This window comes from Maribacter sp. 1_MG-2023, from assembly GCF_030547005.1.
Classification (GTDB): Bacteria; Bacteroidota; Bacteroidia; order Flavobacteriales; family Flavobacteriaceae; genus Maribacter.
This window is the reverse complement of sequence record NZ_JAUOPN010000006.1, coordinates 105,412-120,201: the sequence shown is the minus strand read 5'-3', so window position 1 is coordinate 120,201 and position 14,790 is coordinate 105,412. Positions and strand designations below refer to the sequence as shown.

The 14,790-nt window shown below is 35.8% G+C and carries 11 protein-coding genes; 5 read left to right on the top strand and 6 right to left on the bottom strand.

Features of this window, described 5'->3' with window-relative positions; translation table 11 throughout:
- Window positions 1-42 precede the first annotated feature (42 nt).
- A complete protein-coding gene (locus tag Q4500_RS08840; protein ID WP_303599337.1) occupies window positions 43-528 on the top strand; it encodes a DUF2271 domain-containing protein in 486 nt (161 codons plus the stop codon).
- Window positions 529-847: 319 nt separating this feature from the next.
- The gene (locus Q4500_RS08835) at window positions 848-3,043 is read left to right on the top strand and encodes a PepSY domain-containing protein (protein ID WP_303599336.1); all 2,196 of its coding nucleotides are present in this window, start codon (window positions 848-850) and stop codon (window positions 3,041-3,043) included.
- Window positions 3,044-3,275: 232 nt separating this feature from the next.
- Here Q4500_RS08835 and Q4500_RS08830 read toward each other — a convergent pair whose 3' ends face one another.
- The 3 genes from Q4500_RS08830 to Q4500_RS08820 form a co-directional block, all read right to left on the bottom strand.
- Window positions 3,276-5,243: a heavy metal translocating P-type ATPase gene (locus Q4500_RS08830; RefSeq protein WP_303599335.1), complete on the bottom strand. Its 1,968-nt coding sequence runs from the start codon at window positions 5,241-5,243 to the stop codon at window positions 3,276-3,278.
- Between the two features lie 44 nt (window positions 5,244-5,287).
- Window positions 5,288-5,704 (bottom strand): Fur family transcriptional regulator, encoded by a 417-nt coding sequence (locus tag Q4500_RS08825; protein ID WP_303599334.1) that lies wholly within the window; start codon window positions 5,702-5,704, stop codon window positions 5,288-5,290.
- 395 nt (window positions 5,705-6,099) lie between these two features.
- Window positions 6,100-7,071, bottom strand: coding sequence for a succinylglutamate desuccinylase/aspartoacylase family protein (locus Q4500_RS08820; protein ID WP_303599333.1), 972 nt, complete (start codon window positions 7,069-7,071; stop codon window positions 6,100-6,102).
- 232 nt (window positions 7,072-7,303) lie between these two features.
- On the opposite strand from Q4500_RS08820, the gene Q4500_RS08815 reads away from it, so the two are divergent.
- From Q4500_RS08815 to Q4500_RS08805, 3 genes are all read left to right on the top strand, one after another.
- Window positions 7,304-9,430: a thioredoxin domain-containing protein gene (locus Q4500_RS08815; RefSeq protein ID WP_303599332.1), complete on the top strand. Its 2,127-nt coding sequence runs from the start codon at window positions 7,304-7,306 to the stop codon at window positions 9,428-9,430.
- 66 nt (window positions 9,431-9,496) lie between these two features.
- Complete coding sequence (locus Q4500_RS08810) at window positions 9,497-10,252, top strand: sulfite exporter TauE/SafE family protein (protein ID WP_303599331.1); 756 nt, start codon at window positions 9,497-9,499, stop codon at window positions 10,250-10,252.
- Between the two features lie 39 nt (window positions 10,253-10,291).
- Window positions 10,292-11,485 (top strand): DegT/DnrJ/EryC1/StrS aminotransferase family protein, encoded by a 1,194-nt coding sequence (locus Q4500_RS08805; RefSeq protein ID WP_303599330.1) that lies wholly within the window; start codon window positions 10,292-10,294, stop codon window positions 11,483-11,485.
- Between the two features lie 4 nt (window positions 11,486-11,489).
- Here Q4500_RS08805 and ribB read toward each other — a convergent pair whose 3' ends face one another.
- The 3 genes from ribB to Q4500_RS08790 are packed head-to-tail and all read right to left on the bottom strand — an operon-like array spanning window position 11,490 to window position 14,787.
- Window positions 11,490-12,626, bottom strand: coding sequence for a 3,4-dihydroxy-2-butanone-4-phosphate synthase (ribB, locus tag Q4500_RS08800; protein WP_303599328.1), 1,137 nt, complete (start codon window positions 12,624-12,626; stop codon window positions 11,490-11,492).
- A 2-nt stretch (window positions 12,627-12,628) separates the two neighbouring features.
- The gene (locus Q4500_RS08795; protein ID WP_303599424.1) at window positions 12,629-14,116 is read right to left on the bottom strand and encodes an LptF/LptG family permease; all 1,488 of its coding nucleotides are present in this window, start codon (window positions 14,114-14,116) and stop codon (window positions 12,629-12,631) included.
- Between the two features lie 26 nt (window positions 14,117-14,142).
- Entirely contained in the window at window positions 14,143-14,787 is a 645-nt protein-coding gene (locus tag Q4500_RS08790) for an outer membrane lipoprotein carrier protein LolA (protein ID WP_303599326.1), read from the bottom strand.
- Window positions 14,788-14,790: the final 3 nt, after the last annotated feature.

The following is a 14,790-nucleotide window of genomic DNA, read 5'->3' as shown; positions in this document are numbered from 1 at the left end:
TCATATTTATAAATCTCTTATAGAGAACAAATTTTTATATACATGAACAATTTTTTAAAATATATTCCGGCAATTCTATTGGTCGGGTCCTTATTGACCGCATTCAATCCTGTAGATAAGACTCCTGTAAAGTGTCTAATACAATTAACAAATTATTCAGGTGAAGGTGCTTATTTAATCGTATCTATTGTTGATGCCGATAATGAATATGTAGAAACGATTTACGTTCAAGGTAAAGACAGCGAATGGTATAGTGAAATTACAGAATGGTGGAAATTCTACGGAAAAAATCGACCGAATATAGATGCTATTTCTGGTGAAACTATCAGTGGCGGAGAACGTGCTTTAAATGTTTTACAAATTCCTACGGATAAAATAGATAAAGGGTATAGTCTTCGTTTTGAAACTTCTGTAGAGGATCAAGGGTATTATGCTGATGATATTCAGTTTCCGTTAACCACAGAAAACTTGACCACTAAAGTAGAGGGTCAAGGTTTCATTCGTTACGTACGTATGTTGCCTCAGTAATTGTTTTAAATTATTGTTTTTGCGAAGAGCATTTCTAGACGAAGCAATCTGCTGAATAATAGTTGCATGTGAGTTTTGCGTGACCATGAATCAGAATGACGTCTTTGCGAGGAGCATTTTGCGACGAAGTAATCTGTCAAATTTATGTAGTGTATGAGTTCTCGGCTACAAATAAACAGATTACTTTATTATGTTCGTAATAACGTTTTACAGTTAGTGCGTTTATTTTTTACAATCACAATTATAAATTCCAGAATGTCTTAGTACAGACATTCTGGAATTTTTAAAATAATAAGATCACAAAATTACATTTCCATTTATGACCATTTCTATTTGGCGCTTTAGTCATCTTACGCTTGCCCTGGTTTCTTCACTATTCTTGATAGTGGCTTCTGTGACCGGAATCATTTTAGCGGTAGAGCCCATTTCTCACCAAGCAAAAGGCTATGCGGTAGAAAATTGGGAAGAAGTATCATTGGTAACTACTATAGATGCATTAAAGAATTCTTATGATGAGGTTTTAGAATTAGAAGTAGAATCATCAGGATTCGTAAAGGCTTCGGTTTTGACTATGGATATGGAAACATTAGACATATATGTGAATCCTATTACGGGTGAACAATTAGGTGAGGTTGAAGAACGACCGTACATGTATACTTTTGCGACTAACGTACACCGTTCTTTATTTCTAAAAAGTATAGGTAGATTTTTCGTTGGTCTTATTTCTTTACTCTTATGTATTATTGCAGTTACCGGGCTTGTGCTGCTTGCTAAGCGCCAAGGCGGATTCTTAAAATTATTTTCGAAAGTCCAGAAAGATTATTTTGAGTTACGATACCATGTACTATTAAGTAGATGGTTCTTTATTCCTATTATAATTCTTGCTTCTACCGGAGTTTACCTATCCGCCGAGAAGTTTAATTTATTGCCGGATAATGTTGCTGAGAAACAAGATTTTGCTCTTGATACATCCTCTAAAGTGTATGAACATATTACCGATGTTCCATTTTTTAAGGAAACTACTTTGTCAGATATTAGACAGGTAGAATTTCCTTTTTCTAGTGATCCAGAAGAATATTACCTTATTGCTTTACAGAATAAAGAGGTTGATGTAAATCAGCAAACGGGCGCTATAGTGCGCAGTGCAGATTACCCATTTGTAACATTGGCTTCAAGGCTAAGTTTGGTTTTGCATACGGGTGAGGGTAATGTCATTTGGTCAATTGTATTGTTGCTTGCAAGTGCCTCTATTCTGTTTTTTATGTATTCAGGTTTTGCAATGACGTTGAAGCGTAGAAAGAAAGCAAAACGGATAACGCAAATAACAGATAAAGATGAATGTGAGTATATAATCTTAGTAGGGTCGGAGAGTGGTACGGCATTCGATTTTGCACAGCGATTTTATAATGGATTAACAAAGGTTGGAAAGAAAGTCTATTTATCAGAGCTTAATGACTATACTGAATACGCAAAGGCGACCAACATTATTATATTTACTTCTACCTATGGTGAAGGTGAGCCACCAACAAATGCCCGTAAATTTTCTGAGTTGTTTTCGAGGATACAACAACCGAACAAAATCGATTTTTCGGTAATTGGTTTTGGTTCGTTAGATTATCCAGATTATTGTAAGTTCGCTATTGAGATAGATGATCAAATAGCATCAGCAAAGAATTTTCAACAGCAATTGCCATTGTTTAAAATTAATAAAGCCGATTTCGATTCTTTTGAACTTTGGATGATTCAATTCTCTAATAAAGTCGGATTCACAATTCCTGTAGAAAGACCACTTTTAAAAAAGAAAAAGTATAAGAAAGTTGAGTTTGAAGTTTTGGAGCGAACCGATTTGAATGTCGATAATACGTTCTTGTTAAAACTACTGCCAAAATCTAAAGTTGATTTCACTTCGGGAGATTTGTTAGAAGTATTTCCAAATGATGATGATACCGTTCGTCAATATTCAATTGCCAGAATTGACGATACTATTTTACTTAGCATTAAAAAACACGAGTTAGGGAAAGGTTCTAATTACCTCTTCGGATTAAAAATTGGCGAAACTATAAAAGTTGCTATAGACCGAAATGAAGACTTCCATTTTTCGAAAAATGCAAAAAAATCAATTTTCATCTCAAATGGCACCGGTATAGCTCCATTCTTAGGAATGATTTCTGAAAATACAACTCAGAATATATCCATGTTCTGGGGAGGACGTGAAAAGGCTTCTATGGAGATTTATAATTCCGTTTTGGAAAAAGAAGTCTCAAATCATGAAAGTATCAATGTATTTACTTCATTCTCCCGGGAAGGTGAAAAGCAATATGTTCAAGATGTCGTTTTAGAGCAAAAAGAGTTAGTGTTGAAAACCATTAACCAAAATGGCACAATAATGATTTGTGGATCACTGGCTATGCAACATGATGTTCTTGATGTGTTAGAAAGAATATTGCAAGGCAACCAAACAATCAGTTTTGAAGCTTTTGAAAAGAGCGGTCAGCTAAAAACAGATTGTTATTAGACGAATTGCGAGGAGCTTTTTGCGACGAAGCAATCTGTTGAATTTCTGAGCCAATTTAGTTTTAGGTCGGCAGTAGATAGATTACTTCACTGTGTTCGTAATCACGTTGGGTTTAAACTGAAGTCGTCTTTGCGAGGAGCTTTTTCGCAACGAAGCAATCTGCCGAATTTCTACACCAAGTGAGTTCTCGGCTACCAATAAACAGATTACTTCACTACGTTCGTAATGATGGTTATTTCCATTGCATCCTCTGCAATCGCACTGCATTCAAAATTGCTAAAAGCGCAACACCAACATCGGCAAAAACAGCTTCCCACATAGTAGCTAATCCGCCGGCACCCATAGCTAAAACAATAAATTTTACTCCGAAAGCTAGGGCAATATTTTGCCATACAATTTTTCGTGTAGAATTCCCGATTTTGATTGTGGTAGCAATCTTAGAAGGCTGATCGTTTTGTATAATAACATCGGCAGTTTCAATGGCGACGTCACTACCAAGTCCGCCCATAGCAATGCCTACATCACTAATAGCAAGAACAGGAGCATCGTTAATTCCGTCGCCTACAAAAGCAATTTTGGTATTCGATTGTTTTTTAAGTTTCTCTACTTCTTCTAGTTTTTCTTCAGGTAATAATCCGCCTTTTGCCCAGTCAATTCCTAATTCTTTCGCCACTTGTTGGGTAATGGAATCCTTATCTCCAGAAAGCATGATAATTTTATTAATACCTGCTTTACGCATATTGGCAATGGCTTCGAATGCATCATCTTTTAATTCGTCAGCTACGGTCACATAACCTGTAAATTTTCCATCTATCGCCATCATTACGATAGATTCTACAATGTTATCAATTGCTGCGGGCACTTCAATTTGGTTCGCGATCATCAACGCCTTATTACCGACCAAGACCGATTTTTGGTTAATTGTTCCTCGTAATCCCTTACCGGCAATTTCGATAACATCCGTAGCTTTAAACTTGTCTCCGCCTGCCTTGTATTCCAAAATTGCCTTTGCAATAGGGTGTGTAGATTGTTCTTCAATGGCGATCAAGTACTTCATGAATTCGTCTTCGGTAAAGATCTGATCTTTAATAAGATCCTTGATCTTAAAAACACCTTTTGTTATAGTGCCTGTTTTGTCCATTACCACCGTATTCACTTTGGTCATGGTGTCTAAAAAAGATGCGCCTTTAAATAGAATTCCGTTACGTGAAGCTGCTCCTAATCCGCCAAAATACCCTAACGGAATAGAAATTACCAACGCACACGGACAAGAAATAACCAAGAATATTAATGCACGATACAGCCAATCTTGAAAAACATAATTCTCGACAAAAAAGTAAGGTAGAAAGGTTAGTGCAATAGCTAGGTAGGTGACAATTGGGGTGTAAATTTTTGCGAATTTTCTAATAAAGAGTTCTGTCTTTGATTTTCTAGCGGTGGCGTTTTGTACCATATCTAGAATACGAGCAATAGAACTGTCTTTGAAAACCTTTGTGGTTTCAATTTCAATTACTCCGTCTAAATTGATGCTTCCGCCGTATATGGCATCTCCTTTTTTAAGGGCATCAGGTTTGCTTTCTCCTGTTAAGGCTGCGGTATTGAATGATCCCTTTTCCGAGAGTAATATACCATCTAACGGGACTTTCTCGCCAACTCTAACTTGTATTTTTTCTCCCACATTAACCTCTTCTGGAGATATAGAAATAAATTGATGATTACGGAAAACCAAGGCTTGATCTGGTTGTAGATCAAGTAAAGCTTTAATGTTGCCTTTAGCGCGCTTAACCGCAGCACTTTGAAAAAGTTCACCCACTGCGTAGAACACCATTACTGCAACACCTTCTGGATATTCGCCAATACCAAAAGCCCCGATAGTAGCAACACCCATTAAAAAGAATTCGGTAAAGAAATTCCCTTTTTTAATGCTTTTCCATCCTTCTTTTAATACGGGTAAGCCAACGGGAATGTATGCGATAATGTACCATGCCAATCGTACGTAACCTTTAAAGAATGGTAATGCCTTAAAATAATCTAACATCATACCAATAACCAGTATGATAAAACTGATAATTGCTGGTAGATATATTTTAAAGTTTGATGTATGTTGTGGTGCTTCGTGCGTATATTCGTCACCACAGCAATGACCACATGAACTTTGGGGTTGTGTAAGTGACTGTAAATCTATTTTCTTCTTTTTCATAATGCCTGCAAGGTCTGAAAAGAGATCGTGCAACAGAAGTGCATTTAATGGTCGCTACACGAATCGCATATACCTTTAATAACCAAATTGGCATCTTCGGCAATATAGCCTGCGGGTAAATTGATATGCGGAATTTTATGTTCGGTTAAGCAAACGGTTTTGTCACATTGTCCACAGTGAAAATGCAGGTGTAAGTCTTGATCAATCTCACAATTACAACCGGGCTCACATAGTGCGAATTTGGAAATATTTGTACCATCATCTATCTGATGAACAATGCCTTTTTCTTCAAATGTTTTTAAAGTTCTATACAACGTTGTACGCTCCGCTTTTTCGAAAGCGTTTTCAATATCGGTAAGTGCTACGGCATTTTGTTTGCCTGCCATGAATTTGTAAATAAGTATACGCATAGCAGTGGGGCGCACACTTTTATTATCTAATGTTTTTTCTATTTCAGTCATGCAAAAACGGAGTTTAAAAATACGCTTAACACTAATGTAATCAATGTTTTAAAAGATTTCAACTTGAGAGGATCTTTAACTTTAAATTATGCAATTTAATGTATTAAAAAGTGCTTTTATTTTGTTGTAAAGTGCTGAAAATTTGATAAATAACGTGTCTGAAAGTGATTTTTTGAAAATGGCGATTACCGATTAAAAAATCTGTAAATTATGGTCTTTCTTTAGTTGAAAAATGGTGATGTTTTATCTTTAGTTACCTCAATTTTTGAGCTAGTAGCCCAGGTTTTTGTTGAGCGGTTAATGATCCTTCAGTCAGTAAGATAGCAGATTTTAATTACAGATGATCTTTAACTTTTAAGTCTTTGGTTTTTGAAAATTCAAAAAGCGTTTGATGTCTATTCAATATCGTAAGCAATGTGAAAAATTGCATCACCTTGATTCACAATCGGAGATTCGTTAATGCAAATTACATATCCGGTTTCTTTTGCTTTTATTTTCTTTTCAAAATAACCGAACGGGCCAGAAATGCTTCCTATTTCTTCTCCTTTTTTTACTGCTTGTCCGATTTTGATTGTTGGGTGAAACATACCCGAATGTTTTGCTCGAACCCATTTAGAGGCATGAACCAATTTAGGAACGGTTTCTTTTAATGCATAATGAGAAAGTTCTTCTTCGAAATTTCGCATACCTAGATGATGCATCATCCGCAGTGCGCCAACAATACCAGTATCGGTTATTTCACTATCAATATGAAGCGATTTTCCGCCTTCGTATAACAGTACCTTTTTATCAAGTTGATGCAATGTTTCTCGAAACGATTTTTCTCTTCCGGCAGATTTTACAATGAATTCTGCACCGAATACTTTAGCTAACGCTAACCCGTCAACATCATCACTATCAATTCTAATTTGTGGAGCGTTAAAACGACTATCAGCGCCTGTATGGTAATCTATACAGTAATCTATAACCGGCGCAATGTCTTTCACTAAATGATAGGCAAAGCGGCTTGCTAATGATCCTCTTAAGGTACCAGGAAAAACTCTGTTTAAATCTCGACCGTCAGGAAATTGACGTGCCTGGTTCAGGAATCCGAATATGTTTACCACCGGAATACAAATAACCATACCGCATTCTGGACGGTTGAACTTTTTGGAAACAATTTGTCTAACTATTTCTACACCGTTAATTTCATTACCGTGAATACCACCTGTAATGAGTAGGGTAGGACCATCTTTTTTACCGCGCTGTACAATTACCGGCACTTCAATTTTGGTTCTGGTATGTAGTTTTGCGATATCTAAATTCAATTGGGCACCTTTGCCTTTCTGAATGGTTTCTCCTAAAAGTGTATATTTTTTATTAAACATCTTGTATTGCCTACATTAAGATTTCTACTATAACCTAAAAGGTTTCAGTTTGGTATATTCTAATCGGTAAAATTAGTGTTTAATCATGTATATAGTATTCAAAAAGTTATTTTCTAGAATGACTTATGTATGAGATAGTATTGCTTATTTTTCAGTTTAAATTTTGTTCAAATATATCTCTTCGGTAATTCGTAAAAATTAAATATATCTTTGATATTCAGATTTTAGACTTATGAAATTTAATAGCTTGTTTTTTGTTTTTATTGGTGTGCTTATTTTAAGTTCTTGTAAAAATCAAAATAAGAATATAAGTAATGATGCAGCAATTGACAGTCATGAATTCACCAATGATCTTATACATGAAACCAGTCCGTACTTATTACAACATGCACATAACCCTGTAGATTGGAACGCTTGGTCAGACGATGTTTTTAAAAAAGCATCCGATGAAAATAAACTAGTGGTTTTAAGTGTGGGGTATTCTACCTGCCACTGGTGCCATGTTATGGAAGAGGAATCTTTTGAAGATACCGAAGTAGCCAAACTGATGAACGATAAGTTTGTTAGTGTTAAGGTAGACCGAGAAGAACGGCCAGATCTTGATATGGTCTACCAAACTGCATTGCAATTGGTAAACGGAACGGGTGGTTGGCCTATGAACGCTATTATTATGCCTAATGGGAGTCCGGTATTTTTGGGTACATATTTTGAGAAAGAAGAATGGAAGAATATTCTAATCAAATTCAGTTCTGAATATAAAAAGAACCCTGAGAAAATGACGGAGTATGCCACCATGTTGGCAGATGGCGTTCAAGAGGTTTATGATCAGCCAGCAAAACAATTGGCAAATGCCATTACACCAGATAAGTTTGTAAACGGAATTACGGAATGGGCTACTCTTTGGGACAAACAATGGGGTGGTAACCTGGGTCAACAGAAATTTATACTACCTGCTAATTTGACTATGTTGTTAGATTATGCCGTGCTGCAACAAGATAGCGAAGCTGAAAATCATGTTATTAATACGTTGGATAAAGTGATACATGGTGGAATTTATGATCACGTAGATGGTGGTTTTTTTAGATACAGTACTGATAATACATGGAAAGTACCTCATTTTGAAAAGATGTTGTATGATAATGCACAACTCGTGTATTTACTTTCAAAAGCCTATAAGTTGACTGAAAATAAGGAGTACAAAACTAAGGTGGAGGAAACCCTTAAGTTTTTGAAGGTTGAAATGAGAAATGAAGATGGAGGTTATTTTAGCGCGATGGATGCTGATACTAACGGGGAAGAAGGAGTCTATTATGTTTGGAAGAAGGAAGAACTGCAGACGTTGTTAGGTGAAGATTTTGAATTGTTCTCTAAGTATTTCAATATAGAGGATAGTCAGGTTTGGGAAGATGGAAACTATGTGTTGAACAACACCATTTCTAAAGATAAATTTTTAAAGGAGTTCGATTTGAGTGAAGAAGCCTTTGATAAGAAAAAGAAGAATTGGAAATCGACTTTATATCAAGCACGACAAAAAAGAGAAAAGCCCACCAAAGATTTTAAAATTTTGACATCTTGGAACGCTCTTTTAATTGACGGACTTTTAGAAGCGTACAAGGCTTTTGGTGATGAAAAATATTTAACTGAGGCCGTGTCTGTATTTAACTATTTAAAGGAGTACAATTATAAAGATGCTCAATTGGTACATTCTTATACAAAAGATAGTAAGCAGAAAGAGGTATTCTTAGAAGATTATGCTTTTCTAGCCAAAAGTGCTTTTGCTTTGTACGAAGTTACTTTAGATGTCTCGTATCTACAGACTTCAAAAGAGCTAATGAATATAGGTTCAGAAAAATATAAGAGTAATTCTGAGTTGTTCTATTATAATGTTTCTAATGATTTGGTGCCAAGTATAATTAATACTTCTGACGGAGTGGTGCCATCTGCGAATGCTATTATGGCACAGAATTTTTTACGAATTGGTCATTTAGAATACAATACAGATTATTTAAAAAAGGCAGAGGTAATGGGTGCATTGATTACAAGTGATTTTGAAAATCATGCTGTAAGCTATGGCGCTTGGGGATCTTTGCTTTTGCAACAAGCATATCCTTTTTATGAAATAGTGGTTGTTGGTAGCGATGCGAAAAGTATTCTGTTAGAAATGAGTGGAGCCTACATAGTCAATTCAATTATCGTCGGCTCTACTGTTGAGAGTGATATTTCCCTTTTTAAAGATCGTTTTGATGAAGACGAAACCTTTATTTATGTATGTCAGAATAATACCTGTAAACTACCTGTGAAAACAGTTTCTGATGTTTTTGGTCAGATGAAATCTTTTGGTTACCAAGGGTTTAGGTAGGTGTATGATTAGTTGATCTTTAATAACTTTTATTGCTATTTTATTTGAGTATATAGCGCTTTTTGTATGGAAGAATGGTACGCCTACCCTTTATTGATTCTTGTTGGTTTTGTTGTTGGTTTTATCAATACAATTGCTGGCGGTGGCTCTCTTCTTTCATTACCTATATTGATATTTCTGGGGTTACCTTCTACATTAGCAAACGGTACAAATAGGGTAGCGGTAATTTTTCAAACTGCTATAGCTACCGCGGGGTTTAAAAGTAAAGGCGTTTCTACATTCCCTTTTAACATATACTTAGGATGTGCTGCTTTTTTCGGTTCTATTCTCGGAGCTCGATTAGCGGTTGATATCAGTGGGGCACTTTTTAATAGAATTCTCGCCATTGTTATGATTTGTGTGGTACTAATAGTAGCGTTCGGACCTAAAATTGGAATGAAAGAGATTCAAGAGCGGCTTACCGGTAAATATTTGTGGCTTGGTATTATATCATTTTTCTTTTTCGGAATTTATGGCGGATTCATTAATGCGGGACTTGGCTTTATAATCATACTATTTTTGCACTATGTAAATAGAATGACCTTAGTACGTTCTAATGCGACCAAAGTTGCTGTTGTTTTTATGTATATGGTTTCCGCATTGATTGTATTTGCCTGGAACGATCAAGTAAATTGGAAAATTGGTTTAATACTGGCTATTGGTAATGGTAGCGGTGCGTGGGTGGCAAGCAGGGTGTCCGTAAATATGGGTGATGGCTTCGTGAAAAAGTTCTTGATATTTATGGTATCGATACTAGCCGTAAAACTTTGGTTTTACCAATAATTTAACCAAAATTTGTAATACAATATAAAATACGATAGCATGCCAGGTTTCGAGTTGTTTGGAGAGAGTGAGAAAAGTCAAGTTCAAGATGTTTTAGATTCAGGTGTTTTAATGCGTTACGGCTTTGACGGCATGCGAAATAATCATTGGAAAGCATTAGAGCTTGAGGCTGCTTTATCTAAACGCATGGAATCTAAGTATGCACAATTGGTAAGTAGTGGTACTGCTGCTTTAACGGTTGCGCTTGCAAGTGCAGGTGTTGGTGCAGGTGACGAGGTGATTATGCCAACTTTTACATTTGTTGCAAGTTTTGAATCTATTTTGGCTATTGGTGCCATACCCATTCTTGTTGATGTTGATGAAACTTTAACCTTAAGTCCTAAATCAGTTGAAAATGCTATTACCGATAAAACTAAAGTAGTCATGCCGGTTCATATGTGCGGTTCTATGGCAGACCTGGGCGCATTGAAGACTATTTGTGATAAACATAATTTATTGCTGTTAGAAGATGCCTGCCAGGCAATAGGAGGTAGTTATGATGATAAGCCGTTGGGTAGTTATGGTGATATCGGCTGTTTTTCGTTCGATTATGTAAAAACCATTACTTGTGGCGAGGGCGGAGCAATCATTACCAACAACGAACAATATAAAATAAATGCCGATCACTACTCCGATCATGGTCATGATCATGTAGGTAATAATCGCGGAACGGAAACACATCCGTTTTTAGGATATAATTTTAGAATATCAGAATTACATGCAGCTGTGGGTTGTGCGCAAATTGAGCGATTGGATGATTTCTTATCCATTCAAAAGAAAAATTATACTGTTTTAAGAAATGCCTTATCACCGCTTTCTAATATTACATTTAGAAAAGTACCAAAAGGGGGGGTGGAGAATTTTTCGTTTATCTCTATCTTTTTGCCAACTACAGAATTAGCTAAAAAAGCACATACAGCTTTAGGTGAGGCTGGTGTTGATTCGTGTTTTTATTGGTTTGATAATAACTGGCATTACTACAAAAAATGGGAGCATTTAACCCATAAAAGATCTTTAGGTAAGTTGCCGCAAGAAGTTGTGAATCAGTTACCTGACTATTCACAATCAGACTTCTCAAAATCTGATGCGTGGATTGGTAGAACCATCTCATGTCTTGTAAAACTAAGCTGGACAGATGAACAGGTTGTTGAACGAGCTACTAAAATGAAAGAGGTATTAGAAAAGTTTGTTTAAAACATTAATACTTCACATATTCTAAAATTTCTAATCCGTATCCGACAATACCTACGCGTTTCGCTTGGTTACTGTTGGTCATTAGTTTCATTTTGTGAATACCTAAATCGTGTAGTATTTGAGCTCCAATTCCGAAGTCACGATTATCCATTTCTATTTTAGGTGCTTTGTGAACGCCCTGTTTTTGCAATTCTTTCAACTCTTTTAATCTTGAAAGTAGATTTAGTGATTCTGAATCTTGATTAATGAAAACAATTGCTCCTTTACCTTCTTCGTTGATTTTATTGAACATATCCTCGAGTTTTTCGTCAGGGTTATGTGTCAACGTTCCTAAAATATCATTGTTGATAAGGGTAGAGTTGATTCTGGTTAAGATTTTTTCATCCGAAGACCAAGAACCTTTAGTTAATGCAATATGGATATGGTTGTTTGTAGTTTGCTTATAAGCTCGTAATCTAAATTCACCAAAACGAGTGGTAATATCAAAATCAACTTCTTTGTCTATTAAGCTATCGTGTTCCATTCTATAGGCAACAAGAGACTCGATTGAGACAATTTTAAGATCGAATTTTTTGGCAACTTCTACCAATTGGGGTAGGCGAGCCATGGTACCATCTTCATTCATGATCTCTACAATGATTCCTGCAGGCTGTAATCCTGCTAATCGTGCAAAATCAATGGCGGCTTCTGTGTGACCTGTTCTTCTTAAGACTCCACCTTCTTTAGCTACTAATGGAAATATATGTCCCGGTCTCGCTAAATCATGGGGTTTGGTGTCACTCTCGGTTAATGCTATAACAGTTTTAGACCTATCACCGGCAGAAATACCTGTGGTAACTCCTTTTCCTCTTAAATCTACAGATACGGTAAATGCAGTTTCTAAAGGGTCGGTATTGGTACTTACCATCATATGTAAGCCTAGGTCTTTACAACGACCTTCAGTTAATGGAGCGCAAATAAGACCTCTACCGTGAGTTGCCATAAAATTGACCGTCTCAGGTGTAGCAAGTTCAGCGGCTGCCAAAAAATCTCCTTCATTTTCACGATTTTCATCATCAACAACGATAATTACTTTACCGGCGCGAATATCTTCAATCGCTTCTTCTATACTATTCAATTGTATTGTACTAAGATCTGTCATGGTTAAGAATCAGCTTTATCTTTTTTCTTAAATAATTTTTTAAAGAAATCGGCTATAAATCCGAAATCCATCAATCCTTTATCTTCTGTTGCTCTTTTGGTTAATACAACACCTAGGGGCAGCATAATCAGCGTTGCTAACCATGCACCTAACATTGGGTGTATATTACCTTCTTTTGCATAGTTGCCTGCAAAAACTCCTATGAAATAATAAATTAGGAAAAGTACTATGGCAATTACCATAGGTAACCCTAATCCTCCTTTTCTAATAATAGCACCTAATGGAGCGCCTACAAAGAATAGAATGATACATGAGAACGCTAATGCATATTTATTATGAAGCGAAAGAATGTGCATATTGTAGATTTTATATCTCTTCTGCATTTCTTCTTTTTTACCACTTACAGTACCTAAAATACTAGTCGTGGCATTTTTTGCACTACTTAATATCTGAATCTGTTGCCAGTCTGGAAAAAGGACAAGAAAATTATCGTTTATAGAATCTTGCAGCGCTATATTTTTCATAGCTATACTGGCCTTCGCATTTAAAGCAGAATCTTTTTTACGGATCATATCCGTTTTGGTCGAATCATTTTTATTGGCAACCAAAGGAGAAAACATACCAGTTCTGCCTTCTATGTTTTTAGAAAATGCACGAACAATACGGTAGTTATCGCCACGTAAAGAATCGATATCTTTTGAAAGCCGCGATATATTCTTCATTTTATCAGTACTGATATCGCGCTCTTCTTCTAAATCATCATTATTAATTTCAGGAATTTCGATATTCATTGTGTAGGTATCGAAATCTGCCTGAGCAAAAGGAAATTTCATTTTGTTATCATTACTTTTCGAAGTGATGTCTTCATAGTAATGACCGTCTGTTAATACCAGTTGGATAACGTCAGAGTCTGCGCTACTTATTAATTCGCCCGATTTAGATTTGATGACGGTAGTGTTCAGATTGTTTGCAGACTTTCTATGGATGATTACGTTTTTAAGAAAACGATCATTATCACCATATTTTTCATCCACCTTAATATTCATTCCTTCAAAATCACTAAAAACGCCTTCAGAGACTACTGCTGCAGGTTTTACTTTGGCAATATTTCTGCGGAGGTTGTATATTTTTCGTTGTGATAGGGGAATAACGTTGTTAGCAAAGAAAAAAGTAACTCCGCCTAAAATGGTCACAAATATGATTAAACTCAACATAGAACGCTGCAGAGAAATACCAGATGCCTTCATTGCAGCGAATTCATAATTTTCTGCAATAGAGCCAAAGGTTAAAATGGAAGATAAAAGTACGGTAAGTGGGAGTACTTTTTCAGTAAGATCTGGCATTAAATAAAACAAGAACTTACCGATAATGACAATATCTAAACCTTTACCCGCCAGATCATCAATAAAAAGCCAAATCGTTTGAAATATGAAGATAAACATCAATATTACAAACGAACTGACAAAATTAAAAACGAACCTTGATAGGATATATCGGTCTAGTATTCTCAATAGTTCTAATTTCTTAGAATGAAATAACCTTCATCCTTATATTTAGCTTCATCAAAAGTAAATAAGGTTTTGGACAAAGTTTGGTCTGTTTTAAAAGAATTAACAGTGATCGTTGTTTTTGTACCGTTCTTACCTGTTTCAATTAAGTTGTAAATGTGCTTTGTGCCCATATCAATACCTAATAATCTTGATTTTATTTCGTTGTCAGAATCAATAGGAGTCAATTTTACATATTGTATTTTTCTTCCTTGAATATCCTGTAGAATATCCCAAGCATAGTTATGTCCTTCTTTGTAAAAGGTCAACATTTTAGAAGGGGTCATTGCATTTTCATCCTCAGATTTATCTTCGATTGTAACCTCTTCATTTTCTGGTACGATGGTGTATACTTTGTTACCGTCAAAAATTTGTTGAGAACCTAAGTAATTGAACATGTATTTATTGCCTGCAAGGGTAACATCGCCTCTAGTTTCTTGATTGATGCCTGCTTCGGCATTTTTTAAATCGAATTTGAAGTCCACAAAGATATTGTCATAACTCTGAACCTTCTTGTATACTTCATCTAACAAACTTTTGGCTTTATCAGAACCTTGTGCATTTGCAAAAGTTGCTGTAAGTATAATCGTAAATACAATAATAATTTTCTTCATCTT

Excerpts from the sequence above, each read along its gene's own strand:
- Q4500_RS08825 (WP_303599334.1), bottom strand. The coding sequence starts at position 5,704 with ATGACTGAAATAGAAAAAACATTAGATAATAAAAGTGTGCGCCCCACT.
- Q4500_RS08810 (WP_303599331.1), top strand. The coding sequence starts at position 9,497 with ATGGAAGAATGGTACGCCTACCCTTTATTGATTCTTGTTGGTTTTGTT.
- Q4500_RS08790 (WP_303599326.1), bottom strand. The coding sequence starts at position 14,787 with ATGAAGAAAATTATTATTGTATTTACGATTATACTTACAGCAACTTTT.
- Q4500_RS08815 (WP_303599332.1), top strand. The coding sequence starts at position 7,304 with ATGAAATTTAATAGCTTGTTTTTTGTTTTTATTGGTGTGCTTATTTTA.
- Q4500_RS08830 (WP_303599335.1), bottom strand. The coding sequence starts at position 5,243 with ATGAAAAAGAAGAAAATAGATTTACAGTCACTTACACAACCCCAAAGT.
- Q4500_RS08840 (WP_303599337.1), top strand. The coding sequence starts at position 43 with ATGAACAATTTTTTAAAATATATTCCGGCAATTCTATTGGTCGGGTCC.
- Q4500_RS08820 (WP_303599333.1), bottom strand. The coding sequence starts at position 7,071 with ATGTTTAATAAAAAATATACACTTTTAGGAGAAACCATTCAGAAAGGC.
- Q4500_RS08835 (WP_303599336.1), top strand. The coding sequence starts at position 848 with ATGACCATTTCTATTTGGCGCTTTAGTCATCTTACGCTTGCCCTGGTT.
- ribB (WP_303599328.1), bottom strand. The coding sequence starts at position 12,626 with ATGACAGATCTTAGTACAATACAATTGAATAGTATAGAAGAAGCGATT.
- Q4500_RS08805 (WP_303599330.1), top strand. The coding sequence starts at position 10,292 with ATGCCAGGTTTCGAGTTGTTTGGAGAGAGTGAGAAAAGTCAAGTTCAA.